This window comes from Salmonella sp. NW177 (assembly GCF_051811585.1).
Lineage (GTDB): Bacteria > Pseudomonadota > Gammaproteobacteria > Enterobacterales > Enterobacteriaceae > Salmonella > Salmonella enterica.
In genome coordinates this window covers 233,114-259,946 of the sequence record NZ_JAMMZV010000001.1, presented here as the reverse complement: position 1 = coordinate 259,946, position 26,833 = coordinate 233,114, and the positions used below count along the sequence as shown (strand labels likewise).

Below are 26,833 nucleotides of genomic sequence, written 5' to 3'. Positions count from 1 at the left end.
ACAGGAGAACGGCAGTATGAATAACGCACTGGGACTGGTTGAAACAAAAGGGCTGGTCGGCGCCATTGAAGCCGCCGATGCAATGGTTAAATCCGCCAACGTACAGCTGGTGGGCTACGAAAAAATTGGTTCTGGCCTGGTTACCGTCATGGTTCGCGGCGATGTCGGCGCGGTTAAAGCAGCCGTAGATGCCGGCAGCGCAGCGGCAAGTGTCGTGGGTGAAGTGAAATCCTGCCACGTTATCCCGCGTCCGCACAGCGATGTTGAGGCCATTTTACCGAAATCAGCCTAATCGATGGCGAATAAGGAGCACCGCGTGAAGCAATCACTGGGATTACTTGAAGTTTGTGGTCTGGCACTGGCTATCAGCTGCGCCGATATCATGGCGAAATCCGCTTCTATCACGCTGCTCGCCCTCGAAAAGACCAATGGTTCAGGCTGGATGGTGATTAAAATTACCGGTGATGTGGCCTCCGTGCAGGCGGCCATCACCACCGGTGCGCAATTTGCCGAACAGCGGAATGGTCTGGTGGCCCACAAGGTTATCGCCAGGCCCGGAGAAGGGATCCTGCTCGCAGAGACACCCTCCCCCTCCGTCATTGAACCTGAGCCTGAAGCGTCAGAGATAGCTGATGTCGTTTCTGAAGCGCCAGCCGAAGAGGCCCCGCAGGAATCAGAACTGGTCAGTTGCAATCTGTGTCTGGATCCAAAATGTCCGCGCCAGAAGGGCGAACCTCGTACGCTTTGCATTCATTCTGGCAAGCGAGGTGAAGCGTAATGGATAAAGAGCTTCTGCAATCAACGGTCAGTAAAGTTCTCGACGAGATGCGCCAGCGGCCTATTCCGCTGGGCGTCTCAAACCGTCATATCCACCTGTCCGCACAGGATTATGAGCGGCTGTTTCCCGGCCATCCCATCAGCGAGAAAAAAGCGCTGCTGCAGCCGGGACAATACGCCGCGGAGCAAACCGTCACTCTGGTGGGACCGAAAGGGCAGCTCAAAAATGTGCGCCTGCTCGGCCCGCTGCGCTCGGTAAGCCAGGTGGAAATTTCGCGTACCGACGCCAGAACGCTGGGGATTGCCGCGCCGCTGAGAATGTCCGGCAACCTGAAGGGGACGCCGGGCATCCGCCTGGTCAGCCCCTTTGCCGAACTGGAGCTGCCTTCCGGGGTTATCGTCGCGCAGCGGCATATCCATATGTCGCCGCTTGATGCGCTGATCCTGCGGGTTTCCCACGGCGATACGGTCTCCGTGGCGATTGAAGGCGACGATCGCGGGCTGATTTTCAACAACGTGGCGATTCGCGTTTCACCGGACATGCGCCTCGAAATGCACATTGATACCGATGAAGCCAACGCCGCTGGTGCCGATAACCCGCATGCCTTTGCCCGGCTGGTAGGCCCGCGATGAACGGCGAAACCCTGCAGCGCATTGTCGAGGAGATTGTCTCCCGGCTGCATCGCCGTGCCCAGAGCACGGCGACGCTGAGCGTTACGCAACTTCGCGATGCCGACTGTCCAGCACTGTTCTGTCAGCACGCGTCGCTGCGCATCCTGCTCGTCGACCTGCCGCTGCTGGGTCAGCTTGCGGATGCAGAAACCGACGATACCGCCGCCCGGAAAATTCACGACGCGCTGGCGTTTGGCATCCGCGTACAGCTCAGCCTGCACAGCCAGTTGCTGCCGGTTATCCCGGTCAAAAAACTGGCTCGTCTGCCGCTGGTATTCACCGACGAGCACGGACTGCCGCTGGTTCTGCATGCGGGTTCGGTGCTGAGCTATCGCGATGTCGCGCTGCTAAGCCGGGGGCGTCTGGTTGTCCACCGCAAATGCATCGTGACCGCCATGGCGCGTGACGCGGCCAATGCGCGGAATATTCAATTAATTAAGCAGGAGTAAATCATGCATCTGGCACGAGTCACGGGCGCGGTTGTCTCCACGCAAAAATCACCTTCTTTGATTGGGAAAAAGCTGCTGCTGGTGCGTCGGGTCAGCGCCGATGGCGAACTCCCCGCCTCGCCCACCTCTGGCGATGAAGTGGCCGTGGACTCCGTCGGCGCGGGCGTCGGCGAACTGGTTTTGCTCAGCGGCGGCTCCAGCGCCAGGCACGTTTTTTCCGGGCCAAATGAGGCCATCGACCTCGCCGTTGTCGGCATTGTAGATACGCTTTCGCGTTAAGGGGCGGTTATGGCGATTTATACCCGAACAGGTGACGCTGGCACCACATCACTGTTTACCGGCCAGCGGGTGAGCAAAACCCACCCGCGGGTTGAAGCCTACGGCACGCTGGATGAGCTGAACGCCGCGCTGAGCCTGTGCGCCTGCGCCGCTGCGGATGAAAATCACCGCACCTTACTCGAGGCCATCCAGCAGCAACTTTTTTGGTTTAGCGCAGAGCTGGCCAGCGACAGCGAGCAGCCGTCGCCCAAACAGCGCTACATCAGCAGCGAAGAGATTTCGGCTCTGGAAGCCGCTATCGATCGGGCAATGGCCCGCGTCGAACCGCTGCACAGCTTTATTTTACCCGGACGCTGCGAAGCCGCGAGCCGCTTACATTTTGCCCGCACGCTGGCGCGCCGCGCCGAACGCCGTCTGGTTGAACTGGCAACTGAAGTCAACGTACGCCAGGTGCTGATGCGCTACATCAACCGCTTATCGGACTGCCTGTACGCCCTGGCCCGCGCGGAAGATAGCGATGCGCACCAGGCCAACATCATCCGTGAAGTTAGCAAGCGCTATCTGGCTGCCAGCCAGCCGACCCGCAGCAAGGAGACAACGCCCGTGGCCCTCTCATTCCACGATCTGCACCAGCTCACCCGCGCCGCCGTTGAACGTGCGCAGCAACTGCAGGTTCCGGTAGTCGTCAGCATCGTTGACGCGCACGGTACGGAAACTGTGACCTGGCGGATGCCGGACGCCCTGCTGGTCAGCAGCGAACTGGCACCGAAAAAGGCATGGACCGCAGTGGCAATGAAAACGGCGACCCATGAGCTGAGCGATGTTGTTCAGCCAGGCGCGGCGCTTTATGGCCTGGAAAGTCATTTACAGGGAAAAGTGGTCACCTTTGGCGGCGGTTACGCCCTGTGGCGCGACGGCATATTAATTGGGGGTCTTGGCATCAGCGGCGGCAGCGTTGAGCAGGACATGGATATAGCACAGACCGCCATCGCGGCTATTAACGTGGGAACTCATCAATGAATACTTCTGAACTCGAAACCCTGATTCGCACCATTCTTAGCGAGCAATTAACCACGCCAGCGCAAACGCCGGCCCAGCCTCAGGGCAAAGGGATTTTCCAGTCCGTGAGCGAGGCCATCGATGCCGCGCACCAGGCGTTCTTACGTTATCAGCAGTGTCCGCTGAAAACCCGCAGCGCTATCATCAGCGCGATGCGTCAGGAACTGACGCCGCTGCTGGCTGCTCTGGCAGAGGAGAGCGCCAATGAAACGGGAATGGGCAACAAAGAAGATAAATTCCTCAAAAACAAGGCTGCGCTGGACAACACGCCGGGCGTAGAAGACCTCACCACCACCGCGCTGACCGGTGACGGCGGCATGGTACTCTTTGAATACTCGCCGTTTGGCGTCATCGGTTCAGTCGCCCCAAGCACCAACCCGACGGAAACCATCATCAATAACAGCATCAGCATGTTGGCGGCGGGCAATAGTATTTACTTTAGCCCGCATCCGGGCGCGAAAAAGGTCTCTCTCAAGCTGATTAGCCTGATTGAAGAGATTGCCTTCCGCTGCTGCGGCATCCGCAATCTGGTGGTGACTGTGGCTGAACCCACCTTCGAAGCGACCCAGCAGATGATGGCCCACCCGCGAATCGCAGTACTGGCCATTACCGGCGGCCCGGGCATTGTGGCAATGGGCATGAAGAGCGGTAAGAAGGTGATTGGCGCTGGCGCGGGTAACCCGCCCTGCATCGTCGATGAAACGGCAGACCTGGTGAAAGCGGCGGAAGATATCATTAACGGCGCGTCATTCGATTACAACCTGCCCTGCATTGCCGAGAAGAGCTTGATCGTAGTGGAGAGCGTCGCCGAGCGTCTGGTGCAGCAAATGCAAACCTTCGGTGCGCTGCTGCTAAGCCCTGCCGATACCGACAAACTCCGCGCCGCCTGCCTGCCAGAAGGCCAGGCGAATAAAAAACTGGTCGGCAAGAGCCCATCGGCCATGCTGGAAGCCGCCGGGATCGCTGTCCCTGCAAAAGCGCCGCGTCTGCTGATTGCGCTGGTTAACGCTGACGATCCGTGGGTCACCAGCGAACAGTTGATGCCAATGCTGCCGGTGGTAAAAGTCAGCGATTTCGATAGCGCGCTGGCGCTGGCCCTGAAGGTTGAAGAGGGGCTGCATCACACCGCCATTATGCACTCGCAGAACGTGTCGCGCCTGAACCTCGCGGCCCGCACCCTGCAAACCTCGATATTCGTCAAAAACGGCCCTTCCTATGCCGGGATCGGCGTCGGCGGCGAAGGCTTTACCACCTTCACTATCGCCACGCCAACCGGCGAAGGGACCACGTCAGCGCGTACTTTTGCCCGCTCCCGGCGCTGCGTGCTGACCAACGGCTTTTCTATTCGCTAACCGAGGTCGCGATGAATACCTTCTCACTACAAACGCGGTTGTACAGCGGTCAGGGCAGCCTGGCGGTGCTCAAGCGCTTTACCAATAAGCACATCTGGATAATCTGCGATGGCTTTCTGGCGCGCTCGCCGCTACTGGATACCCTGCGTAACGCGCTGCCCGCAGATAACCGCATCAGCGTCTTTAGCGAGATAACGCCGGACCCCACCATCCATACCGTGGTGCAGGGCATTGCGCAAATGCAGGCCCTGCAGCCGCAGGTGGTAATTGGTTTTGGCGGCGGCTCGGCAATGGACGCGGCAAAAGCGATTGTCTGGTTTAGCCAGCAGAGCGGCATCAATATCGAAACCTGCGTGGCGATCCCGACCACCAGCGGCACCGGTTCGGAAGTCACCAGCGCCTGCGTAATTAGCGACCCGGATAAAGGCATCAAGTATCCGCTGTTCAACAATGCGCTGTATCCGGATATGGCGATCCTCGACCCGGAGCTGGTGGTCAGCGTACCGCCGCAGATTACCGCCAACACCGGCATGGACGTTCTGACCCACGCCCTGGAAGCGTGGGTGTCACCGCACGCCAGCGACTTTACCGACGCGCTGGCGGAAAAGGCCGCCAAACTGGTGTTCCAGTATCTGCCCACGGCGGTGGAAAAAGGCGACTGCGTGGCGACGCGCGGGAAAATGCACAATGCCTCAACGCTCGCCGGGATGGCCTTCAGCCAGGCGGGGCTGGGGCTTAACCACGCGATAGCCCACCAGCTTGGCGGACAGTTTCATCTGCCGCACGGGCTGGCCAATGCGCTGCTGCTCACGACGGTGATCCGCTTTAACGCGGGTGACCCGCGCGCCGCCAAACGCTATGCGCGGCTGGCCAAAGCCTGCGGTTTTTGCCCGGCAGAAGCCAATGACGTTGCGGCAATCAATGCGCTGATTCAGCAAATCGAACTGCTTAAGCAACGCTGCGCCCTTCCCTCACTGGCCGTTGCGCTTAAAGAAGGAAGATCCGACTTTTCCGCACGCATTCCGGCGATGGTGCAGGCTGCACTGGCGGACGTTACGCTGCGCACCAACCCGCGCCCGGCCAAGGCCGAAGCCATTCGGGAACTGCTGGAGGAACTGCTATGAGTACCGCCGTCAACGTCGTTGAAATGTCTCATAGCGCTGATGAAATTCGCGAGCGCGTTCGCGCAGCGGGCGTTGTGGGTGCGGGCGGCGCAGGTTTTCCCGCTCACGTCAAACTACAGGCGCAGGTAGAGATTTTTCTGGTGAACGCCGCTGAGTGTGAACCGATGCTCAAAGTTGACCAGCAACTGATGTGGCAGCAGGCCGCGCGTCTTGTGCGCGGCGTACAGTACGCCATGACGGCAACCGGCGCGCGCGAAGGGGTGATAGCCCTGAAAGAAAAATACCGCCGGGCCATCGACGCCCTCACCCCACTGCTGCCCGCCGGTATCCGCCTGCATATCCTGCCGGATGTTTATCCTGCGGGCGATGAGGTGCTAACTATCTGGATGGCAACCGGCCGCCGGGTCGCCCCGGCTGCGCTACCGGCCAGCGTCGGCGTGGTCGTCAATAACGTGCAAACGGTGCTCAATATTGCCCGGGCGGTCGAGCAGCGGTTTCCGGTCACTCGTCGCACGTTGACCGTGAACGGCGCGGTCGCCAGACCGTTGACCGTTACCGTTCCTATCGGCATGTCACTGCATGAAGTGCTGGCGCTGGCGGGCGGCGCAACGGTCGACGACCCTGGTTTTATTAACGGCGGCCCGATGATGGGTGGCCGGATTACCTCTCTTGATAATCCGGTGACGAAAACTACCGGCGGCCTGCTGGTGCTCCCCAAAAGCCATCCGCTTATCCAGCGGAGAATGCAGGACGAGCGCACGGTGCTTTCCGTCGCGCGCACCGTCTGCGAACAGTGCCGACTGTGTACCGATCTCTGCCCACGGCATCTGATCGGCCACGAACTCTCTCCGCACCTGCTGGTGCGGGCAGTGAACTTTCACCAGGCTGCCACGCCGCAGTTGCTGCTGAGCGCCCTTACCTGTTCGGAATGCAACGTTTGCGAAAGCGTGGCCTGCCCGGTGGGGATCTCGCCGATGCGCATCAACCGCATGTTAAAACGCGAGCTACGGGCGCAAAACCAGCGCTACGAAGGGCCGCTGAATCCGGCCGACGAAATGGCGAAATATCGCCTGGTGCCGGTGAAGCGGCTGATCGCCAAACTGGGACTAAGCCCCTGGTACCAGGAAGCGCCGCTGGTTGAAGAAGAGCCGTCAGTAGAAAAAGTCACTTTGCAGCTGCGCCAGCATATTGGTGCCAGCGCGGTAGCGAACGTTGCGGTGGGAGAACGCGTGACGCGCGGGCAATGCGTTGCCGATATCCCACCTGGCGCGCTCGGCGCACCCATTCACGCCAGCATCGACGGCGTTGTATCGGCCATCAGCGAACAGGCCATCACGGTTGTAAGAGGTTAACCATGTCTCAGGCTATAGGAATTTTAGAACTCACCAGCATCGCCAAAGGCATGGAGCTTGGTGATGCCATGCTGAAAAGCGCCAACGTTAATCTGCTGGTCAGCAAGACCATCTGCCCGGGGAAGTTTTTACTGATGCTTGGCGGCGATATTGGCGCTGTCCAGCAGGCTATTGAAACCGGTACGTCGCAGGCCGGCGAGATGCTCGTCGACAGCCTGGTGCTGGCGAATATTCATCCCAGCGTACTTCCGGCCATCAGCGGCCTGAACAGCGTCGATAAGCGCCAGGCGGTAGGTATCGTCGAAACCTGGAGCGTGGCGGCCTGCATTAGCGCCGCAGACCGGGCGGTGAAAGGCTCAAACGTCACCCTGGTGCGGGTGCATATGGCCTTCGGCATCGGCGGTAAATGCTACATGGTGGTGGCGGGCGACGTTTCTGACGTCAATAACGCCGTGACGGTTGCCAGCGAAAGCGCGGGCGAGAAAGGGTTGCTGGTTTACCGTTCGGTGATCCCGCGCCCGCATGAAGCCATGTGGCGACAGATGGTGGAGGGATAATGGAAAGACAACCGACAACGGATCGCATGATTCAGGAATACGTGCCGGGGAAACAGGTCACTCTCGCGCACCTGATTGCCAATCCGGGGAAAGATTTATTTAAGAAGCTGGGTCTGCCGGATGCGGTGTCCGCCATTGGCATCCTTACCATCACGCCGAGCGAAGCATCTATTATTGCCTGCGATATTGCTACCAAATCCGGCGCGGTGGAGATTGGGTTTCTTGACCGCTTTACCGGCGCGGTGGTGCTGACTGGCGACGTTTCCGCCGTCGAGTATGCCCTCAAGCAGGTAACGCGCACGCTGGGCGAAATGATGCAGTTCACCACCTGTTCGATCACCCGGACGTAACGTCATGAAGCGTTTGATGTTTATCGGCCCCAGCCAGTGCGGGAAAACCTCGCTGACCCAAAGCCTGCGTGGCGAAGCGCTCCATTACAAGAAAACCCAGGCCATTGAATGGTCCCCGATGGCCATCGACACGCCGGGCGAATACCTGGAGAACCGCTGCCTGTATAGCGCCCTGCTGACCAGCGCCTGCGAGGCCGACGTTATCGCCCTGGTGCTGAACGCCGACGCCCAGTGGTCGCCCTTTTCTCCGGGGTTTACCGCCCCGATGAACCGCCCGACGATTGGCCTGGTCACCAAGGCCGATCTCGCCGACCCGCAGCGTATTTCGCTGGTTGCGGAATGGCTTACGCAGGCTGGCGCACAACAGATTTTTATTACCAGCGCGCTGAATAACTCGGGTCTCGACGCCGTGCTGGATTTTCTGAATTCGAAGGAACCTTTATGTCTTACAAAATAATGGCCATTAACGCCGGCAGCTCATCGTTAAAATTCCAGCTGCTGGAGATGCCGCAGGGCGACATGCTCTGTCAGGGGCTGATTGAACGTATCGGTATGGCGGATGCGCAGGTGACAATTAAGACGCACAGCCAAAAATGGAAGGAAACCGTCCCCGTTGCCGATCATCGCGATGCGGTAACGCTGCTTCTGGAAAAGCTGCTGGGTTATCAAATCATTAACAGTCTGCGGGACATTGATGGGGTGGGCCATCGTGTGGCGCACGGCGGTGAGTTTTTTAAAGACTCGACGTTGGTCACGGATGAAACGTTAGCGCAAATCGAACGTCTTGCTGAACTGGCCCCGCTTCACAACCCGGTAAACGCGTTGGGTATTCACGTTTTTCGTCAACTGTTGCCTGATGCCCCTTCCGTAGCCGTGTTTGATACGGCATTTCACCAGACGCTGGATGAACCCGCCTATATTTACCCGCTTCCCTGGCATTATTACGCGGAACTGGGGATTCGCCGTTATGGCTTTCATGGCACCAGCCATAAGTATGTCAGCGGCGTTCTGGCGGAAAAGCTGGGCGTACCACTCAGCGCATTACGGGTGATTTGTTGTCATCTTGGAAACGGTAGCAGCATCTGCGCCATCAAGAACGGGCGTTCGGTCAATACGTCGATGGGCTTTACGCCGCAGTCAGGCGTGATGATGGGCACCCGTAGCGGAGATATTGATCCCTCTATTCTGCCGTGGATAGCCCAGCGCGAAAGCAAAACCCCGCAACAGTTGAATCAGTTATTAAATAATGAGTCAGGCTTGCTGGGCGTTTCTGGCGTGTCGTCTGATTACCGCGATGTCGAACAGGCAGCCAATACCGGTAACCGGCAGGCTAAACTCGCTCTCACTCTGTTTGCCGAACGCATTCGCGCCACCATTGGCAGCTATATTATGCAAATGGGAGGACTGGATGCGCTGGTATTCACTGGGGGAATTGGCGAGAACTCAGCGCGAGCCAGATCGGCGGTTTGCCATAATTTGCAATTTTTGGGCTTAGCCGTTGATGAAGAGAAAAATCAGCGTAATGCGACATTTATCCAGACGGAGAACGCCCTGGTGAAAGTCGCCGTCATCAACACCAACGAAGAGTTAATGATCGCACAAGACGTTATGCGCATTGCGCTACCGGCCACGGAAGGGCTTTGTGTACCAGCCTGAGAGGGTTATACGACGCATTGCGGCAAGTCATGGTAATAACGCTTTTACCATGACACTATGCGCGCACACTATTCGTACCTGAAAGGTGATAACGTGGCTGTTGCGCAATGCCCCGCCTCATGCGGGGAACTTATCCAGGGATGGATTCTGGGCAGTGAGAAACTGGTCTCCTGCCCCGTTGACTGGTACAGCACCGTAGCAGTCACGGCTGCGCCGCCGTTGGTAAACGAGCGTCCATTGTCGCGGGCGATGGTGGAGCGCGTTCTGGCGCACTGGCAGTATCCTGCGCACTGGAGTAACGAGATTCGCGTCGATGTGCGTTCGTCAATTCCCGTTGCCAAAGGCATGGCCAGCAGCACCGCAGATATTGCCGCTACGGCAGTGGCAACGGCGCATCATCTTGGCCATTCGCTGGATGAAACCACCCTTGCACAGCTTTGCGTCTCACTCGAACCCACCGATAGCACCGTTTTTCATCAGTTAACGCTGTTTGATCATAATAATGCGGCCACGCAAATCGCCTGCGAGCCACCGCCGCCAATCGATTTGCTGGTACTGGAAAGTCCGGTCACACTGCGCACGCAAGATTACCACCGTCTCCCTCGCCAGCAGAAATTAATAGCAAGTTCAGCAACCTTACAGCAGGCCTGGAATCTGGTGCAGGAAGCCTGTATAACGCAAAATCCGCTCCGACTGGGTGAGGCGGCTACGCTTAGCGCTATCGCCAGCCAGACGCTGTTACCTAAGCCAGGATTTACCGCCCTGCTGTCGCTGGTCGAAGAGTGTGATTTATACGGATTGAACGTGGCGCATAGCGGTAGCGTGGTGGGTCTGATGCTGGACCGGAAACGTCATGATATTGCGCGTCTGAAAGGTAAGCTGGCAGAGAAAAAACTTACCCGACACTGGCCAAAACAACATTTACTCAAGATGGTCACTGGCGGGGTCAAACTGCAGTGAGAGCCTGATATACGCTCCCACTGCCGTAGCGCATTATTCGGCTTTTACATCGGCGTGTTTCATTTCGCCCATCGCTTTCAGCTTTTTGGAAATGTCGCGACGCTCTTTGGAGATTTCGGCATTTTTAATGATGTAGTCATCAACGCGATCTTCATAGTCGCTTTTCATGCTGGCGATGATACCCTGAATCGCCTCAACGCTCATACCTGGCTTGATGTAGTCGCTCAGGTTGTCCAGCAGCAGCACACGCTTCTGGTTGTCACGGATCTTCTTCTCAATATCCTGAATTTCACGTTGCAGTTTATTTTTGCGACGGAACAGACGAACAAACTCCAGCACGTCCTGGAAAGAAGGCTTGGTTGTTTCCATTTTTACACCCCTGATAATGTGAGATTCGGATTCGTTAAGCAACTGCTAGTGGATAAACATTACGTTTATCCCCGTCATACTTCAAGCCGCCAGAGGAAACACCGTTACGTCGCCGTCTGGGGAAACCTGAAGGTTCGGGGATAAAATCGTTGCCAGTAGCACTCATTTTATCCTTATATTAGTATCATACTCTTAATCTTTGCTGAATCGAAGCAGCAACAAATTCATTCGCCCCATCTGCTTTTTATTTGCGCAAAGCCCGGCAGATCAAGTGTGAAAGCAGTTCCAACTGTCGGGCCGTTTCCATACTTAGCCAAACATAGCCGTGGATGGGGGTTTCAGCCACCGCGTCGCCCTGCTGCTCGTTCATTAGCTGCCGCAACTCGGCAGCAATATCATTCAGTTTACCGGTGTTTGCCAGTACCGGCTGCGGGTTGCCTTCAAACAACGCGTGGGCGATCGTTAGCAAGGTTTGCTGCGTCATCTGCTGGGTTTCACGCAATGTGTGCGCGTTAAGCATCACAAAATGGCTGGCGCGCGTCGCCCAGTGGGCATTGATTTGTAATTCAAGCATACAAACCAGATTGCGGTTGATGGTCTGAATGGCCTCGAAAATAGATTTTTGTATCCGGGTTTCTTTACTGGCTGGCGTTATCAGCCCGCGCATTTTGACGACATCGTTCAGCAACCGTTGCAAATGTTTATCCAACCGGGGGCGCTCCAGCAAATTCGGCGACAGAGCTGCCTGATACACCCGATTATACGCCGTGACGCAATGCGCCAGTTGGATGCGCCAGTGCAAAAAGGCGCGCTGGGGCCAGATGCCGGTAAACAACATTGCCAGTAGCGACCCCAAAATCACATCCCCGCCACGCCATAATGCCGTATTCATATCACCAGCGGGAGCGCCGACAACAACGGCGAGCGTTATGCCTATCAGTAGCGCCTGATACGGTTTTTTCCCTAAGGCCAGCCAGCCGCACAAAAACATCGCTATCGCACACCACACCAGCATCAGCGGTAAGGAAAAGAGCTCCAGGCGTAGCGCCACCAGCCCTAACGCCGCGCCCAGGATCGTACCGCCTATGCGCTCAAAAGCACGAGGCACTACATTTCCCCAGAATGAGATGGGCCCCATAATCACCACTAACGTGATTAGCGGCCATGTGCCTTCGGGAATAGAAAACAGACGAACCAGCAGAAAGGTAAGAATGAACGCCAGGGCGATACGTATGCCGTGCACGATGCGATAATGACGGTACAACCGTATTTCAAAAGGGCTTAATGACTTATCGGCACGCACGCTTGCGCTCCTTACGGGAATGGCAAAAAATGCATTGTACCTGCTTTATAGCAAAAATAGCGCACTGGCGGACGGAACACATTATCCGTCCGCTCTTTTCAGCCAGGAAACCAGTCGATCACTTCCGCTGTACCGGAATATACATTTCAATATCCCAGTATCCATCTTCCATGCCGTTATTCAGATAGGTTTCAAAACAGGGCGCAGAGGCTATCTGATAAGCGCTATCCTGCTCCAGGACGTCAAAAAACCGTTCCCACGGCTTCGCAAAGTCACGGTCTTCCACACGCGCGACAGCAGTGGCATATTCGCCGCCTTCAATGGCGGTCACGATTACGCCTTCGCTATTGTCCGGCAGGATGAAATTCTCTGCCACGGACACCACGGTATCGCAGCGAAGTTTTTCTGCAGGTACGACATCTGGATTGTCGTAATAGACGGCAATCCATTCAACTGGCACGATCCGCTGTCGATCCACCCACGTCATCAGTTGTTCAAAACCCTGCTTCACGGTGTGTTCCCATGGACCGACCATGTGGAAACCGGCTATCTTGCGTTTTTGTTCCTGCCTGATTTCGTAATCCATGCTGCCTCCGTCACTTTACTACACTGTATGAATGTACAGTGTAATTACAGCCTTTTACGGTCACAAGGACAGCGTGATCATTTTGTGAGCAACCTCGCAATCCCGCCCTTTTGACACCTCAGATGACGGTGAACGGTGTGTGACAACGGCTTACGCTTTATGCTGAAAATAGTCGCTCAGACGAGAGAACATACCGCCTTTACCCACCGATTCCAGAGTGACCAGCGGCCACTGAGCGATCAGTTTATCCCGATCGTAGAGCTCTATTTCACCTACCTGTTGATGAGCGGCGATTGGCGCCTCCAGCTCTTTTCTATCCAGCACATATTTTGCTTTGATATGCGGAATTTCCGCTTTGGGCAGCGCCATCCAGAAATCCTGTTCCGCACCCAGCGCAATCTTTTCTTTGTCTCCATACCAGATTCGCTCGCTGCCCACTTTTTTACCGCTGTGCAAAATCTGCACCGTCGCAAAGTTTTGCTGGCCCCACTGCAACAGTTTTCGCGCCTGTTCCTCACGACCTTTCGAACTTTTCGCCCCCATCACGACGGCAATAAGTCGGCGCTGCCCGTCCACCGCCGATGCGATAAGATTAAATCCCGCCCCCGATGTGTGTCCGGTTTTAAGCCCATCGATATGCATGGTCTTATCCCATAACAAGCCGTTGCGGTTCTGCTGCGTGATGCCGTTCCAGGTCAGGCTTTTCTCGCTGTACATGTGATAAAATTCAGGTTCGCCGTGAATAATCGCCCGGGAGAGTACGGCCAGATCATACGCGGAGCTATGTTGTCCCGGCGCATCCAGACCGTGGACGGTTTCAAAATGGGTATCCTGTAAATTGAGTTTTTTCACATAGCTGTTCATCATCGCCACAAACTGCGGCTGCCCGCCCGCGATATAATCCGCCAGCGCCACACAGGCATCGTTACCGGAATCCACAATTAAGCCACGGCTTAAATCGCGTACCGACACGCGATCCCCTTCTTTTAAAAACATCAACGAGGAGCCGACAAACACCGGATTATCCTTCGCCCAGGCGTCGCGCCCAACGGTGACGATATCGTCAGGGCTGATACGATGACTATCGATGGCGCGATCGACGACGTAGCCCGTCATTAGCTTGGTAAGGCTGGCGGGATTACGTTGCTGGTGTTCATTACCGGCGGTAAGAACCTGTCCCGTAGTGTAATCCATCAACACCCAGGCGCCTGCATCAATGGCTGGCGGTTGGGGAGCAAAACTTACGGCATCGGCCGCAAGCGCAGGAGAAAGGTGCATCGCGAATAAAGAAGCGGCAATAAACAAACGGCGTTTCAACAGCATGTCCTCAGGATGGTCTCTATTTGCCGTTCTTTTTACGGAAGTTCAGTTAAACAAACATGGATAAATTGCAAGAAAATGTGACACAAGGCACATTTTCTTGCTGACTTTATTTTATGGATACGCTCAGACGGCGGACTTATCCCCGCGCGGCGCGGTACGATGACGATGATAGCCGTCAACCATGCTACGGAAAATTTGTCCCGGCGTGTCGCCAAGAGTACACAGATAGAGATGCGCGCAAATAAACAGTAAGCCGATGATAGCAAGCGCCATATGCAGCACCAGCATCACAGGGCCCAGACCCGCAACCTGCGGATAGAGACACAGCAAACCGGTGATGATTAACAGCGGTACCAGCGCGTACATAATCGCCAGATATGCCAGTTGTTGCAGTGGATTGAACTTATTCTGCTCTGTTGCCGCGAACGGATGCGCTTCCCCTTTCATGATGCCAAAAAGGTAAAAACGCGTCTGGCGTATGCAGCGCGTTACCAGTCCGGAAAAATTTACCCGATAGTGACGCCCGTTACCTGTGGTGAGGTTGATCAGCACAAACCCGACCCAGAAAGCCAGTAAGGCAAAACCACACCAGGTATGCACTTGTACCATTAGCGCTACAGGGCCGAGAGAAAAATGGCCAAATAAACCGCTTAACAGTAATAAAACAAACAGTAACGCATTTCCCCAATGCCAACGGCGAATCGCCAGCGAGTAGAGATAGTCACGATGCTCTTCGCCGCCTGCCGTTTTTGGCGCCAGCATCCGGCGCAATAACGCATGGATAACCAGCCCAACAAGCATGAGCAGCACCACGACGCCTGCGTAAATTAACCACAGCGGCCAATAATCTGGCGCATAATGTAGTTCCGCTCCCCAGATAGTATTCATGCTTTACCCTCCTGATGGACTTCTTTACGACGGTACAGACTGACCGCGCCGCTACGCGCCTCCTGCTGGCGATAGACCTCTTTCTGACCGACCCAGCGCTGGATCTCGCTCTCATCCAGTCTGCCGAATTTCAGCGCGTCCGTTGGGCAAACGGATACGCACGCCGGAGACTGGCCAGCCGCCAACCGCGTGTCGGCACAGAAGTTACACTTGTCGGCGACGCCGGTTTGCGGATTCAAATAGCGCACATGGAAAGGACACGCGGCAACACAATAATCGCAGCCAATACAGCGCGATTTATCCACCTGCACGATCCCGTTTTCATCACGATATGACGCTCCGGTAGGACAAACGCTGACACATGGCGCATTTTCACAGTGCTGACAGGAGACGCGGACAAATTGAAAATGGGTTAGTGCGTTGGATGCCTGTTCAGGGGCGCGAATTTGTACCTGTACGCGGCTAAATCCCTCCGGTACGTCATTAAGCACTTTGCAGGCAACGGTACACGCCTGGCAGCCGATACAACGTTTTTCATCATGCAGCATGACGTACTGATTCGTTAAATGATCCATGGTTCCCTCCTCCCTCATGCCCGGCTCAGCGTCACGCCTGCGGTATGCACTACCGTACCGGATACCGGACTCGTCACGTGCGGCAGTAAATTTCCGCAGTGGATACCGTGTGTCGTCGCCGCCGTTTTGGCCCCAGCTTTAGCGCCAAATCCCATATAGACAAAAAGCGTGTCCGGGCGGATTCCGGGCGTCACCAGCGCCTTACCTTTCTCTTTACCCGTAGCATTTTCCAGCCAGATCTCATCGCCGGTCTTAATGCCTTTTTCTTGCGCCGTTTGCGGATGGACCCAGACCGCGTTATCCCACATTAGCTCGCTGAGTAAAGGAACGTACTGCGTCGCGCCATTGGTATGCACGGCCACCTTGCCCTGAATGAAGTAAAGCTCATTCTCTTTTTTCAGCACAAAGTCACGAACGCGCGGAACGCCGTAGCCTGGGAGCAATCCCTCCAGAGTTGCGGAATAAAGTTCGATTTTGCCGGAGGGCGATTTGAAGCGAAGCTGTTCGCCATAGGTGTTGTCGCTGTCCGTCGCGATAGCGCCGGGGTAACGCGCCGTAAACTGACGAACGGATTCTGGTTCGCGTAATAGCAGCGGAACGCCCCATTCGAGATACCCTTTCTGTCGCAGTTCCTTCGCTAAGGCATGGTCGCCGTTCAACTGATAGAGTTGGCGCGTCTGCATATCCTGCCACGGATAGTACTGCCCTAATCCCAACTGCTCGCCAAGTTCTTTCCAGATTTGCCAACTCGGACGCGCCTCGCCAATCGGCTCTACGACCTGTTGGCGCAGAGCGTAAGCCGGGTGCAGTCCCGACATATCCGATACCTCTTCGTCCCGTTCGAGATAGGTGCATTCCGGCAGCAGATAGTCGGCATACGCCGCGCTCTCGCTCAAATAGACATCGCAACTGACCACCAGATCCAGTTGCTCAACGGTTTTTACCAGGTCCGAACGACAGGTGACGGTCTGGAAAGGATTATGCCGCGACATAATCCACGCCTTTATCGGGTAAGGCTTCTGGGTTAACACCGCGTCAATAATGCTTTGCACCACGCCGCCGCCAGCGGCGATATATTTAAACTGCGGTGCGACCAAATCGATTCGTTGCGCCGTCGGTTTCGGCATATTTTTAATGTTGAGTTTCGCCAGCGTTGGCGCGACCTTTTCTCCGGCCAGTTTATTGTAAACAGAGGCGTTTTTTTTCTGATATAGCCCGCCTTCGCGCTCAATATTACCGAGCAGCACATTAAGCGTAAAAATCATACGCCGCATATCGATCTCTTCCTGCGAGAACGTCGCGCGATGACCAGGACTGACAATAGCGTGAGGCGCGCAGGCGGCCAGTTCGCGTGTCACCCGGACAATGACGTCGGCTGGGACATCGGCCTGCGCGGCGGCCCATTCCGGCGTCGTCTCTTTTACCGCCTGTGCTAACTGTTCAAATCCGCTGGTATAACGCTCAACAAAAGACGCATCGTAGAGTTGTTCATCAATCATGACGTGGCACATCGCCAGCAGAACCGCTAAATCCCCCCCGGGACGAATAGCGTGCCACTCATCCGCCTTGCTGGAAAATATCGACAGACGCGGATCGAAGCTCACCATTTTGGCCCCCTTCTCCTGCGCGGTCATTAACTCATGGGTATCGGCAACTTCAATCCCTTCATACAAATTGTGGCCAAACGAAACCAGATAGCGCGTGTTAGCGATATCCATCGCCAGATCGCCGCCCATCATCACTTTTGCCGCAATGGCTTTCCCGGCAGGGCATGTTGAGGCGTGCGTAAAGGTATTAGGCGAACCAAAGGCCGTAGCCAGATGGAAAAGATGGCTGGAGAGCGAGCCCGATTTGGAAGAGAAAGCCACGCTCTCGGGGCCATGCTGCGCTTTGATGGCATTCATTTTCGCCGCGATTTCCTGGTAAGCCTGTTGCCAGCTAATCACCTGCCATTCACCGTCGCCGCGTGGCCCGGTGCGTTTCATAGGTTTTACAATCCGTTGCGGGTCATTGACCAGGCTGACGCCGCTCCCGCCCCTGGCGCATATGCGCGTCCCCTGCTGCGGCGCAGAAGGATTGCCCTGGATAAAAACGGTCTTGTTATTGACTACCTGCGCCTGAATAGGGCAACGAAAGGAACACATTTCGCACAAGCTTGGCGTTAGCGTGGTTTTACCGTTAATGCCGGCAATCGGGTTGCGCGCCAGCGCCCCGGGCGGAAAAGCGCCCAGCGCACAGGCAGAGCAGCCGATGCCTACCCCCTGCAAAAAAGAACGACGACTAATGCTCATATAACCTCCTGTTATTAGATATAGCTGAAGATTATATTTAATTTGTATTATGAAATGTCGGTTTCAATCACAATTTGAAATAGTTGTTAAAATGAACACGCCAACACGATAAAACCTTTTATTTTATAAATATTTTACATTTCCTGAACACGCACATGGACTGTCATTGAATAATCAGCAGAATTACCAAACAACCCGCTGTTAATTATAAAAATGATACAATTCCAATAACACGTAATAATATTTAAAAGAAAACGATTATTTCCTGAAAAGCGATTTCACGCGCTTTACGCAGTTCTTTCTCATACGCGCCGGAATGTCCGCCGACGATATCCCGAATGCCGGTGAAAAACGCTGGTTGAGCATCGAAGCGGGTTTACTTTTGCGTGCACACGGGCTTCGTTACCCGACCCGCTCCCTTATGCCTTGATTTTTCCGCAGATACGTCAGCGTCCCACAATACGGTGACATGATGACAGGATGGACACTTTCTGAAAGAAACCTGCCAGATAACATGGTGAATTGTGATCTCCATCGCCATACCGACATATGAAGCTTACTTTTAAGGCGTTAAAAATCCAGACCGTTTTTCCATAATGATGTTGATAAGGAATTCTAATGAAGATATCATCAGGCGCAATTAATTTTTCTACTATTCCTAACCAGGTTAAAAAATTAATTACCTCTATTCGTGAACATACGAAAAACGGGTTCGCCTCAAAAATAACCAGTGTTAAAAACACGCATGCTTCTTTAAATGAAAAACTTAAAACAGGAAAGAGCTCATCGATTGAGTTCGCGTTACCACAAAAAATAAAAGACTTCTTTCAGCCGAAAGATAAAAACACCTTAAACAAAACATTGATTACTGTTAAAAATATTAAAGATACAAATAATGCAGGTAAGAAAAATATTTCAGCAGAAGATGTCTCAAAAATGAATGCAGCATTCATGCGTAAGCATATTGCAAATCAAACATGTGATTATAATTACAGAGTGACAGGTGCGGCCCCACTCCCCGGTGGAGTCTCTGTATCAGCCAATAACAGGCCCACTGTTTCTGAAGGTAGAACACCACCAGTATCACCCTCCCTCTCACTTCAGGCTACGTCTTCCCCGTCATCACCTGCCGAATGGGCTAAGAAACTCACGGATGCACTTTTACGACAGAAAGCCGGAGAAACCCTTACGGCCGCAGATCGCGATTTTTCAAACGCAGATTTCCGTAATATTACATTCAGCAAAATATTGCCCACCAGCTTCATGAAGCGAGACGGCGATATTATTAAGGGGTTCAACTTTTCAAATTCAAAATTTACTTATTCTGATATATCTCATTTACATTTTGACGAATGCCGATTCACTTATTCGACACTGAGTGATGTAGTCTGCAGTAATACAAAATTTAGTAATTCAGACATGAATGAACTGACTTTACAGTATTCAATTACTACACGACAACAGCCCTCTTTTATTAATACAACATTAAAAAATACGTTTATACGTCACAAAGCCAACCTCTCTGGCGTTATTTTAAATGAACCGGATAATTCATCACCTCCGTCAGTGTCAGGGGGCGGAAATTTTATTCGTCTAGGTGATATCTGGCTGCAAATGCCACTCCTTTGGAGTGAGAACGCTGTGGATGGATTTTTAAATCATGAGCACAATAATGGTAAAAGTATTCTGATGACCATTGACAGCCTGCCCGATAAATACAGTCAGGAAAAAGTCCGGGCAATGGAAGACCTGGTGAAGTCATTGCGGGGTGGCCGCTTAACAGAGGCATGTATCCGGCCAGTTGAAAGTTCGCTGGTGAGCGTACTGGCCCACCCCCCCTATACGCAAAGTGCGCTTATCAGCGAGTGGCTCGGGCCTGTTCAGGAACGTTTTTTTGCCCACCAGTGCCAGACCTATAATGACGTTCCCCTGCCGGCTCCTGACACATATTATCAGCAGCGCATACTGCCTGTGTTGCTGGATTCGTTTGACAGGAACAGCGCCGCCATGACTACTCACAGCGGACTCTTTAATCAGGTGATTTTACACTGTATGACAGGCGTGGACTGCACTGATGGCACCCGCCAGAAAGCTGCAGCGCTTTATGAACAGTATCTTGCTCACCCGGCGGTGTCTCCCCACATCCATAATGGGCTCTTCGGCAATTATGACGGCAGCCCGGACTGGACAACCCGCGCTGCAGATAATTTCCTGCTGCTTTCCTCCCAGGATTCAGACACGGCGATGATGCTCTCCACTGACACGCTGTTAACAATGCTAAACCCTACTCCTGACACTGCATGGGACAACTTTTACCTGCTGCGAGCCGGAGAGAACGTTTCCACTGCGCAAATCTCTCCGGTAGAGTTATTCCGTCATGACTTTCCGGTGTTTCTCGCCGCATTTAATCAGCAGGCCACGCAGCGACGCTTTGGGGAGCTGATTGATATCATCCTCAGCACTGAAGATAACGGGGAGCTGAACCAGCAGTTTATTGCCGCCACGAACCAGAAACATTCCACCGTGAAGTTGATTGATGATGCCTCAGTGTCGCGTCTGGCCACCATTTTTGACCCCTTGCTTCCTGAAGGCAAACTCAGCCCGGCACACTACCAGCACATCCTCAGTGCTTATCACCTGACGGACGCCACCCCACAGAAGCAGGCGGAAATCCTGTTCTGTCTCAGTACCGCATTCGCACGCTATTCCTCCAGCGCCATTTTCGGCACTGAGCATGACTCTCCGCCGGCCCTGAGAGGCTATGCGGAGGCGCTGATGCAAAAAGCCTGGGAGCTGTCTCCGGCGATATTCCCATCCAGCGAACAGTTTACCGAGTGGTCCGACCGTTTTCACGGCCTCCATGGCGCCTTTACCTGTACCAGCGTTGTGGCGGATAGTATGCAACGTCATGCCAGAAAATATTTCCCGAGTGTTCTGTCATCCATCCTGCCACTGGCCTGGGCGTAGTCCAGCCTCAACCCGCATGGAATTAAGGGACACAGCGTTGTGTCCCTTTGTAAATAGACCCGTTTTAGTCCATGCATTTTTTGAGATCCCGGCCAGATTGACCCTGGTCTAAATTCCATACAGTACTAAATCAGAATCAGTAATTTCAGATGGACCGGAATATGGTTTACCATAGAGGGAGCGTAGCTTAGTGTCGCTGATGATCATTTTAGTATTTTGTACTCACCATCGCATGTACGAACATTAGCAACGATATCAATTGGTGTACAAATACAATCAATCAACGACAAAATAAAAGAATAAAATATTTCATATACAGATAACATCAGGCGTGTACATCAAGTGACAGTTAAAAACGACAGCATACAGAGCACATTCCTCTTCCACGATTACGAAAACAAAATCACAACCCACTGAATTAAATAGAATTAAACAAAAGTAACATATAAAAATGTACTTAATTATGTACTCACACCCCTAAATTTGCCATTTGACTGATAGCCTAAATTTGAATAATACTGTACAAAAAACCAGTACGGGAGCACCACATGAAAAACACTGAATCTAACGTAAGCAGCTTACCCGAACTCACCAGTTTTGAAGTAGGCTATTCCCTTCGAACTAATGAAGTTTACCTGTCCGCTTCATTCACAGATAACATGGCCTGTATACCAAACTGGCCAATTAAAGAGTTTCCTGACCAGTTTATGTGTATCTCTCGTACTCGGGCGGTTGCACTCATAGAAGAGCTTCAAAAGGCTATCGACTACATGAACGCGGGGATAGAACGTCGCTCAGAAAATTTAATCCAGTAAATAGGAAGGTTTACGCTATTCCATTACATCTTTTGCAACAGCATAGATTCTGGACAGATACGCATCATCACTCTGATCCGAGTGCGCTTGCAGCATCAGGTTTATGCTGTTTTTGGTAACTGGCTGATTAGTTTCTTTTAGCATGACTACTGCGCGTCCAATAACCCTGCATATATCGTCAAAAACAGCTTGTTTTTCCTCATCCATAACTGTTTCTCGCTCTGTTATCGCTGAACCAACATCATTGTAATATAGGCCATAGTGCACCATTTATGTCTATATATTTCTATGGTTATAAACATATTGATATGTATTTTATTTAACCTTTTTACAATCAAATACATCAATACTACCCGCAAATTCGAGTGCCGAAGTGTGTGTTACCACCGCCCCGTTAAATTGGCTTACAGGCAAAGTATTAAATATTTGAATTTCGTAAGCATGACCATCATAACTAGCCGATACGGTTATGGAGCCATCAGCCGCCCGTCCATATCGCTCACCTGAGTCAGAATCAACAACTTCTAATTTTGGTGAGATAATCTGCTTATCGTCAGGAAAAAGGAAACCAACGGAATCAACGTTGTCCTTTACACGTACTCTCATGCGACTAGTATCAACTGGCCCACCAGATTGATTTAACGTCATTCGACAATAAAAAAGGTCTCCTTTTTTTACTGATGTTTGTTTATTTTTATTGGCTATTTTTTGCCGTTTCTTCTCTATTTTTTCGTTCTCAGAATAATACATACTAACAGTGCAATACCTATCCGAAGATTCAAAGCATTTATCAACCAATCGGTGGAGAAATTCACTTGTCTCCCCACCATTATCAACTAGTTTAGTTCGTAACACAGTAACGCTTAGAGGAGGCTGTTGTACCAATGACTGAGGAACTAAAAAACTTGGCACGTACTGCGGACCATACTCCAATAGGTAATCCCGCTTTTGCTCGATTGTTTTTGCTTTACCTTTATCCCAAGCACTACAACCGATCATAAAAAATGACAACAAAACTACTATACCAATTTTATTCATTTTTCATCCCTAAACATATGTACCGATAAGCGCAGTGTACACCATCATCACTGCGCCTCAAATCAACCTATAAGGTACGCGGTTGTTCAGGTTTCTTAGGCCAGTCGATTTTTGTCGCGGTCGATGTATCCACCCGGTTTACCAGCACCCTGTATTTTTTCCATTCGTCGAGCTGCGCTTTCTCATCATCTGTTGCAACGTTCTTTCCCATACATCCCCCTGCCAAACCACCTGACCGCCAGATGCATCACTATCCGTTTCCACTTCGGCACGCCAAGTACGGTCATTCTGTCCAGGAGTATCAAATCGGCTTCTTTTTTCGTGCGCAGCGCGTTGTCGTAAATCCAGTTGTGAATTATTGCGGTTTTGGAATATTTGCCATCTGGCGGCATGAACGTCCAGAATATGCGTGGTATCGTGGCAAAGTCGGTAATGAATCCAGCTGGTACACTGATTATATCGCTGATGTCGTCACTGAGGTAAAATTCAAAAGGCTCGTATACGCGCCATAAGAAATGGTCCAGCATTTCAAGAATTGCGGGAGTTGTGAAACGGCCCATGGTAATTATTGTTCTACCTGTGCGATAATGAGTTCTTTTTGAGGGGATGTTATGCGCACAAAGTTACACTCTCTGCAAGCACTGCGTGGTATTGCTGCGTTACTGGTTGTGTTGTTCCATTATAGAGGCTTTCTGAATGATGGAGCTAAAGGAAACCCTACAATATGGGATAAAGTATTTAGCCCTGGAATTATCGGTGTTGATATTTTCTTCATTATTAGCGGTTTTATAATGGTTTATACTACCTGGAGTTATATGCGAGGGAAAGCATCTCTGGTTCGGTTCTTGCTTAACAGGGTAATACGTATCATTCCGTTATACTATCTTTGTCTTGTCATAGCCTTTCTTCTTGAAGGCGCTATGAGCACTTTTCATTATCCAGACAAAGTGCAAAACATTTTAAGTGCGTTGACATTCACATTATACAAAACCTCTACACCGCCACTCTACATTGACGATGGTGGTACGTATAATATTCGATGGACACTCAACTACGAAATTTATTTCTACCTTGTATTCGCTTTATGTCTGCTGGTTAAACACCGAGTTCTGGCGCTCGTCACTTGGGGCGTTCTGGTAACCAGCATCATACCTGTGATAGCAGGATACCAACCAACAATAAATGTACAAGGTTATCCTTTTTCATCTCCATACTTCGGTTTTCTGACAAACCCTCTTCTACTGGAGTTTATTATTGGAGTTATAGTTGGCTGGCTGTACATCAAAATAAAACAAAACTTTCCTTCAAGAAAAATAGAATTATTATCAGGTATTAGTGCTATCGTACTACTAATATATATTATTTGGGGAATATATACTGGAAACATCCATGCGTTGGACAGGAAAAGTTCCCTTGTTTTGGGGTTCTTTGTTCTTGCCCTCACGCTTGGGGAATCTTTATTGCTGGCATTTATCCCCCGTTTTTTGACTTATGTGGGAAACATCTCATTTTCGTTATATCTGCTCCATAGCGCAGTTGGTCTTGCTGTGGTAAAAAGAGTTGGAGCTGTCGGATATTCGGATTTTAAGATGATCCCATCCGTGTTGCTGGCTATCGGGATATCTATCCTGGCAGCTCACTTTACACATAAATACATAGAGATTAATCTGACTCAGAGGATAAAAAATAAGTTAAAACAGAAAAATCTATTAAAGAACCCTCTTCCATACGGCAGTCTGCAATAAAAATAATTTATATACGCCCGGTAGTCCGGGCGTTGCTTTATTTAATTACCGTTATTATCATTCCAGTATCCTTTTTCATTTGCAGTTGGCGCCCATGGATTTTAAATCCCTGAAGACCATTGCCTGCATCATACCTGCCCAGTTATCTGTCTGTTGCCCCAAACCGTGAATCCACGGATGCGCCGGAACGACGGAACAATCCAGCGCAGCCAGGGAATCCGTAAAAGCCAGACGCGCTTCACGCCACATCCGGCACCTCCGGCCAGTCAGGGGAAGCTGTATCCACACGGTTAACCATTACGCTGTAGAGTTCCCATGCTTCAAGCCGTTTAATCTCTTCATCTGTGGCAATTTTTAGTTTTACTGCCCGCGCCAGTGGTGCGATGGCTGATTCAGCTTCAGAAAGGCGACGAATTTTTTCAGCCTCAGCCTTTTTACGCAGCTCTTCCGGAGAATAACCCCGCTGAACGACTTTACCGTCCTGATATAACCACGTACCATCACCACGGCAATCATCAGGACAGTCAGCAGCGTCTATTTCCGCAACAGACATATTAACCGGCCACAACATTGATACAGCATATGTGTTTCCACGTTGCGGGACTGGCTTATTAACAACACCCCAGATCACCCCCTCAGGGTCGTACATTATTTTTGCAGTATCATCAGAAAATAATGACTGACACTCATACCAGTCCTGCCCGTCTTCTGACTCCAGAAAATATGCACCTATATTTATTTCGGCCTGAGTTTTACCCCTGTTTACAGGCGCGTCAATCAGTCTGAAATTTTTAATATCCTGATATTTTTTCATTATACCGTTCCCCCTTGTACGGTATACCACTGATTCCCGACTCGTTTTTGCAAAGGCGCATAATTAATACCATCAATATTTTCGCCCTGATAATCTTTCCAGACGGAGGTAACTACATATCCGGGAGTGTTAGGCCATGACCCTGCATTGTTCCAGGTAGTCACTGATGTGCCGGCCCCTAACTGAACATCTAAGACGAGATTATTATTAATCCAGGTACTTAACCAGCCATTTCCCCATAGCGAACCAAAGATATCACCGTTATTCTGATAGATGGCCCCGCCTGCACGCAGTACGTTAGCGGTGATATCGCCATTGACCGTAAACAGGACTGAACCATCAGGGTTTCGCTGGCTGTATAACTGCCATCCCTGATCATCATCCAGTTCAATTACAGTGGGCCTGTTTGCGTCGCCCCATAAGTTAAACGTGGCTGTCATTGTCGAATTATTATTACTCGTTAGTGACAGTTTTTTTTCTTTGCCTGCGCGAATAGCTCCCAGAACCATCATTTCACCGGGAGCGACACGAACGGTGTGCTGGTTGTTCGCGTATGTATCCAGTATCCCGTCACCGTTCTGTTTAAAACCGGTATCGTTATCACCGAGTACAATTGAATTACCGCCCAGTGCATTGTCAGTACCAATGCTTAACGGACCGTTTAGCTGTCCCCCTGTAATCGGCAATGCACCCACATCACCGGCTGTTGGTTTCATCAGACTACTGTAAATTGTATATGTCTGACCGCTGGTTGAGTTTCCCGGCTGTACTGATGAATATTCAGGCGTACTGTGCAACGTGACATTTGCATTACCGGTGTAGTCATATTGCGCAATTAACCAGTACGCATACTGGCCGATATTAATATAAATATCGTAGGTGTCGCCTGATGTATTAACCCATGCGACCTCGTTAGCCGCAGCAGGCGAGCGTCTCCACAACGTGGCAGTTATTCCAACAGGTGAGCCATTACCGGCACGCAATACCAGTTCGCTGATTGCCGCCTGTTCAGGTGAACCAGCGTTAAACCCCGCCCCACCGTACAGTTTAATCACCGCTGTTGATGTAGCCTGCGGCATTACAACCGTGGCGATTTTGAACCAGCCTGATTCACCAAGTGTAATGGTAGTCGATGTTACCGCGCCGATAGTTCTCGCAAATTGTTTTTTGTCCGGAATATCGCCGCCATTCTGCGATTTTTGCAGTGCACCCGCAGCGAGATTTATCGTTTCTCCTAAACCAAGGTTTTCGAGAGCCGTTTTCACCGTGCCGTCCGATTTGATATCGCCAAACGGATTCTTGCGGCTTAACAGCAGCGCACGAAGCGCGGTAAGCAGCTGGTCGTGCCGCCCCTTCTCCAGGCTGGCACCGGATGCCTCCACCACGCTGCAAAGCTCCTCCTGCAACATGTCAAAGTAGTCATCATCCAGATCGGTGGCAGGCGTTCCGGTCTGGGGGTTACCACGGGTAAAACCGTTCTTACCCGCGCCGAACTTATCCTTCTGCGCGGTTTTCGTGTCTATACGATGCAT

At 52.1% G+C, this 26,833-nt stretch carries 30 protein-coding genes and 3 pseudogenes; 17 read left to right on the top strand and 16 right to left on the bottom strand.

Translation table 11 applies throughout. The features are described from left to right. Positions 1-16 precede the first annotated feature (16 nt). From pduJ to pduX, 14 genes are all read left to right on the top strand, one after another. Positions 17-292, top strand: a complete 276-nt coding sequence (gene pduJ, locus NA986_RS01365) for a propanediol utilization microcompartment protein PduJ (protein WP_001057755.1) — start codon at positions 17-19, stop codon at positions 290-292. 3 nt (positions 293-295) lie between these two features. Further along, positions 296-778 carry a propanediol utilization microcompartment protein PduK gene (gene pduK, locus NA986_RS01360; RefSeq protein WP_001284393.1) on the top strand — a complete coding sequence of 161 codons (483 nt, stop codon included), beginning with the start codon at positions 296-298 and terminating at the stop codon, positions 776-778. Continuing rightward, positions 778-1,410: a phosphate propanoyltransferase gene (locus NA986_RS01355; protein ID WP_023216052.1), complete on the top strand. Its 633-nt coding sequence runs from the start codon at positions 778-780 to the stop codon at positions 1,408-1,410. Before pduK ends, NA986_RS01355 begins: the two co-directional genes overlap by 1 nt. Further along, positions 1,407-1,898 carry a propanediol utilization microcompartment protein PduM gene (pduM, locus tag NA986_RS01350; RefSeq protein WP_023216051.1) on the top strand — a complete coding sequence of 164 codons (492 nt, stop codon included), beginning with the start codon at positions 1,407-1,409 and terminating at the stop codon, positions 1,896-1,898. Before NA986_RS01355 ends, pduM begins: the two co-directional genes overlap by 4 nt. Before the next feature lie 3 nt (positions 1,899-1,901). After that, entirely contained in the window at positions 1,902-2,177 is a 276-nt protein-coding gene (gene pduN, locus NA986_RS01345; RefSeq protein ID WP_000549825.1) for a propanediol utilization microcompartment protein PduN, read from the top strand. 9 nt (positions 2,178-2,186) lie between these two features. Then, complete coding sequence (pduO, locus tag NA986_RS01340) at positions 2,187-3,197, top strand: two-domain cob(I)yrinic acid a,c-diamide adenosyltransferase PduO (RefSeq protein WP_001029486.1); 1,011 nt, start codon at positions 2,187-2,189, stop codon at positions 3,195-3,197. After that, positions 3,194-4,588 (top strand): CoA-acylating propionaldehyde dehydrogenase PduP, encoded by a 1,395-nt coding sequence (gene pduP / locus NA986_RS01335; RefSeq protein ID WP_023137998.1) that lies wholly within the window; start codon positions 3,194-3,196, stop codon positions 4,586-4,588. The genes pduO and pduP overlap by 4 nt, the downstream gene beginning before the upstream one ends. A gap of 11 nt (positions 4,589-4,599) precedes the next feature. After that, a complete protein-coding gene (pduQ, locus tag NA986_RS01330) occupies positions 4,600-5,712 on the top strand; it encodes a 1-propanol dehydrogenase PduQ (protein WP_023216050.1) in 1,113 nt (370 codons plus the stop codon). After that, entirely contained in the window at positions 5,709-7,064 is a 1,356-nt protein-coding gene (gene pduS, locus NA986_RS01325) for a cobalamin reductase PduS (protein ID WP_023216049.1), read from the top strand. Before pduQ ends, pduS begins: the two co-directional genes overlap by 4 nt. A 2-nt stretch (positions 7,065-7,066) precedes the next feature. After that, positions 7,067-7,621 (top strand): propanediol utilization microcompartment protein PduT, encoded by a 555-nt coding sequence (gene pduT / locus NA986_RS01320; RefSeq protein ID WP_000075778.1) that lies wholly within the window; start codon positions 7,067-7,069, stop codon positions 7,619-7,621. Then, positions 7,621-7,971, top strand: a complete 351-nt coding sequence (pduU, locus tag NA986_RS01315; protein ID WP_000441100.1) for a propanediol utilization microcompartment protein PduU — start codon at positions 7,621-7,623, stop codon at positions 7,969-7,971. The genes pduT and pduU overlap by 1 nt, the downstream gene beginning before the upstream one ends. A 4-nt stretch (positions 7,972-7,975) precedes the next feature. Then, a complete protein-coding gene (gene pduV / locus NA986_RS01310) occupies positions 7,976-8,428 on the top strand; it encodes a propanediol utilization protein PduV (protein ID WP_000826271.1) in 453 nt (150 codons plus the stop codon). After that, complete coding sequence (pduW, locus tag NA986_RS01305; protein WP_023216048.1) at positions 8,413-9,627, top strand: propanediol utilization propionate kinase PduW; 1,215 nt, start codon at positions 8,413-8,415, stop codon at positions 9,625-9,627. Before pduV ends, pduW begins: the two co-directional genes overlap by 16 nt. Before the next feature lie 93 nt (positions 9,628-9,720). Next, complete coding sequence (pduX, locus tag NA986_RS01300; protein ID WP_031618913.1) at positions 9,721-10,587, top strand: L-threonine kinase PduX; 867 nt, start codon at positions 9,721-9,723, stop codon at positions 10,585-10,587. A 33-nt stretch (positions 10,588-10,620) separates the two neighbouring features. Here pduX and NA986_RS01295 read toward each other — a convergent pair whose 3' ends face one another. From NA986_RS01295 to NA986_RS01260, 8 genes and pseudogenes are all read right to left on the bottom strand, one after another. Continuing rightward, on the bottom strand, positions 10,621-10,956 hold the full coding sequence (locus NA986_RS01295) for a DUF496 family protein (protein WP_000450405.1): 336 nt from the start codon (positions 10,954-10,956) through the stop codon (positions 10,621-10,623). 244 nt (positions 10,957-11,200) lie between these two features. Beyond that, complete coding sequence (locus NA986_RS01290) at positions 11,201-12,259, bottom strand: FUSC family protein (protein ID WP_001200858.1); 1,059 nt, start codon at positions 12,257-12,259, stop codon at positions 11,201-11,203. Positions 12,260-12,377: 118 nt separating this feature from the next. Beyond that, a complete protein-coding gene (gene sbmC / locus NA986_RS01285; protein ID WP_000384326.1) occupies positions 12,378-12,845 on the bottom strand; it encodes a DNA gyrase inhibitor SbmC in 468 nt (155 codons plus the stop codon). 150 nt (positions 12,846-12,995) lie between these two features. Then, positions 12,996-14,168: a serine-type D-Ala-D-Ala carboxypeptidase DacD gene (dacD, locus tag NA986_RS01280; protein WP_023216046.1), complete on the bottom strand. Its 1,173-nt coding sequence runs from the start codon at positions 14,166-14,168 to the stop codon at positions 12,996-12,998. Between the two features lie 123 nt (positions 14,169-14,291). Beyond that, complete coding sequence (phsC, locus tag NA986_RS01275; RefSeq protein WP_001092553.1) at positions 14,292-15,056, bottom strand: thiosulfate reductase cytochrome B subunit; 765 nt, start codon at positions 15,054-15,056, stop codon at positions 14,292-14,294. Further along, positions 15,053-15,631: a thiosulfate reductase electron transport protein PhsB gene (gene phsB / locus NA986_RS01270; protein ID WP_023216045.1), complete on the bottom strand. Its 579-nt coding sequence runs from the start codon at positions 15,629-15,631 to the stop codon at positions 15,053-15,055. The genes phsC and phsB overlap by 4 nt, the downstream gene beginning before the upstream one ends. A 14-nt stretch (positions 15,632-15,645) precedes the next feature. Next, a complete protein-coding gene (gene phsA, locus NA986_RS01265) occupies positions 15,646-17,922 on the bottom strand; it encodes a thiosulfate reductase PhsA (protein ID WP_070793945.1) in 2,277 nt (758 codons plus the stop codon). 259 nt (positions 17,923-18,181) lie between these two features. Beyond that, positions 18,182-18,274: pseudogene (locus NA986_RS01260) on the bottom strand (heavy metal-binding domain-containing protein); the annotation flags it as partial. 266 nt (positions 18,275-18,540) lie between these two features. On the opposite strand from NA986_RS01260, the gene sopA reads away from it, so the two are divergent. Further along, positions 18,541-20,889 (top strand): SPI-1 type III secretion system effector HECT-type E3 ubiquitin transferase SopA, encoded by a 2,349-nt coding sequence (gene sopA, locus NA986_RS01255; protein WP_023206021.1) that lies wholly within the window; start codon positions 18,541-18,543, stop codon positions 20,887-20,889. Between the two features lie 129 nt (positions 20,890-21,018). On the opposite strand, the pseudogene NA986_RS01250 reads toward sopA, so the two are convergent. Then, positions 21,019-21,096, bottom strand: a pseudogene (locus tag NA986_RS01250) (hypothetical protein); the annotation flags it as partial. Between the two features lie 341 nt (positions 21,097-21,437). Here NA986_RS01250 and NA986_RS01245 point away from each other — a divergent pair. Continuing rightward, a complete protein-coding gene (locus NA986_RS01245; RefSeq protein WP_000798891.1) occupies positions 21,438-21,704 on the top strand; it encodes a hypothetical protein in 267 nt (88 codons plus the stop codon). Between the two features lie 15 nt (positions 21,705-21,719). Here the strand turns inward: NA986_RS01245 and NA986_RS01240 are convergent, their stop codons facing one another. The 4 genes and pseudogenes from NA986_RS01240 to NA986_RS01225 all read right to left on the bottom strand — a co-directional run bounded on the left by NA986_RS01240 (position 21,720) and on the right by NA986_RS01225 (position 23,302). Next, entirely contained in the window at positions 21,720-21,911 is a 192-nt protein-coding gene (locus NA986_RS01240; RefSeq protein WP_000343069.1) for a DUF2767 family protein, read from the bottom strand. A gap of 108 nt (positions 21,912-22,019) precedes the next feature. Further along, positions 22,020-22,742, bottom strand: coding sequence for a hypothetical protein (locus NA986_RS01235; protein ID WP_001033376.1), 723 nt, complete (start codon positions 22,740-22,742; stop codon positions 22,020-22,022). Positions 22,743-22,809: 67 nt separating this feature from the next. Continuing rightward, positions 22,810-22,941 (bottom strand): annotated as a pseudogene (locus NA986_RS01230) (tail fiber assembly protein); the annotation flags it as partial. Beyond that, positions 22,928-23,302: a DUF1353 domain-containing protein gene (locus tag NA986_RS01225; protein ID WP_000532385.1), complete on the bottom strand. Its 375-nt coding sequence runs from the start codon at positions 23,300-23,302 to the stop codon at positions 22,928-22,930. The gene NA986_RS01225 and the pseudogene NA986_RS01230, both read right to left, overlap by 14 nt. A gap of 51 nt (positions 23,303-23,353) precedes the next feature. On the opposite strand from NA986_RS01225, the gene NA986_RS01220 reads away from it, so the two are divergent. Beyond that, positions 23,354-24,487 (top strand): acyltransferase family protein, encoded by a 1,134-nt coding sequence (locus NA986_RS01220; protein ID WP_001259328.1) that lies wholly within the window; start codon positions 23,354-23,356, stop codon positions 24,485-24,487. A 75-nt stretch (positions 24,488-24,562) separates the two neighbouring features. Here NA986_RS01220 and NA986_RS01215 read toward each other — a convergent pair whose 3' ends face one another. Genes NA986_RS01215 through NA986_RS01205 form a run of 3 tightly spaced genes read right to left on the bottom strand, consistent with a single transcriptional unit; the run spans position 24,563 to position 26,833 of the window. Beyond that, positions 24,563-24,736 (bottom strand): hypothetical protein, encoded by a 174-nt coding sequence (locus NA986_RS01215; RefSeq protein ID WP_000267959.1) that lies wholly within the window; start codon positions 24,734-24,736, stop codon positions 24,563-24,565. Further along, a complete protein-coding gene (locus NA986_RS01210) occupies positions 24,726-25,301 on the bottom strand; it encodes a tail fiber assembly protein (protein ID WP_000760500.1) in 576 nt (191 codons plus the stop codon). Before NA986_RS01210 ends, NA986_RS01215 begins: the two co-directional genes overlap by 11 nt. Then, a complete protein-coding gene (locus NA986_RS01205; RefSeq protein ID WP_023200332.1) occupies positions 25,301-26,833 on the bottom strand; it encodes a hypothetical protein in 1,533 nt (510 codons plus the stop codon). The genes NA986_RS01210 and NA986_RS01205 overlap by 1 nt, the downstream gene beginning before the upstream one ends.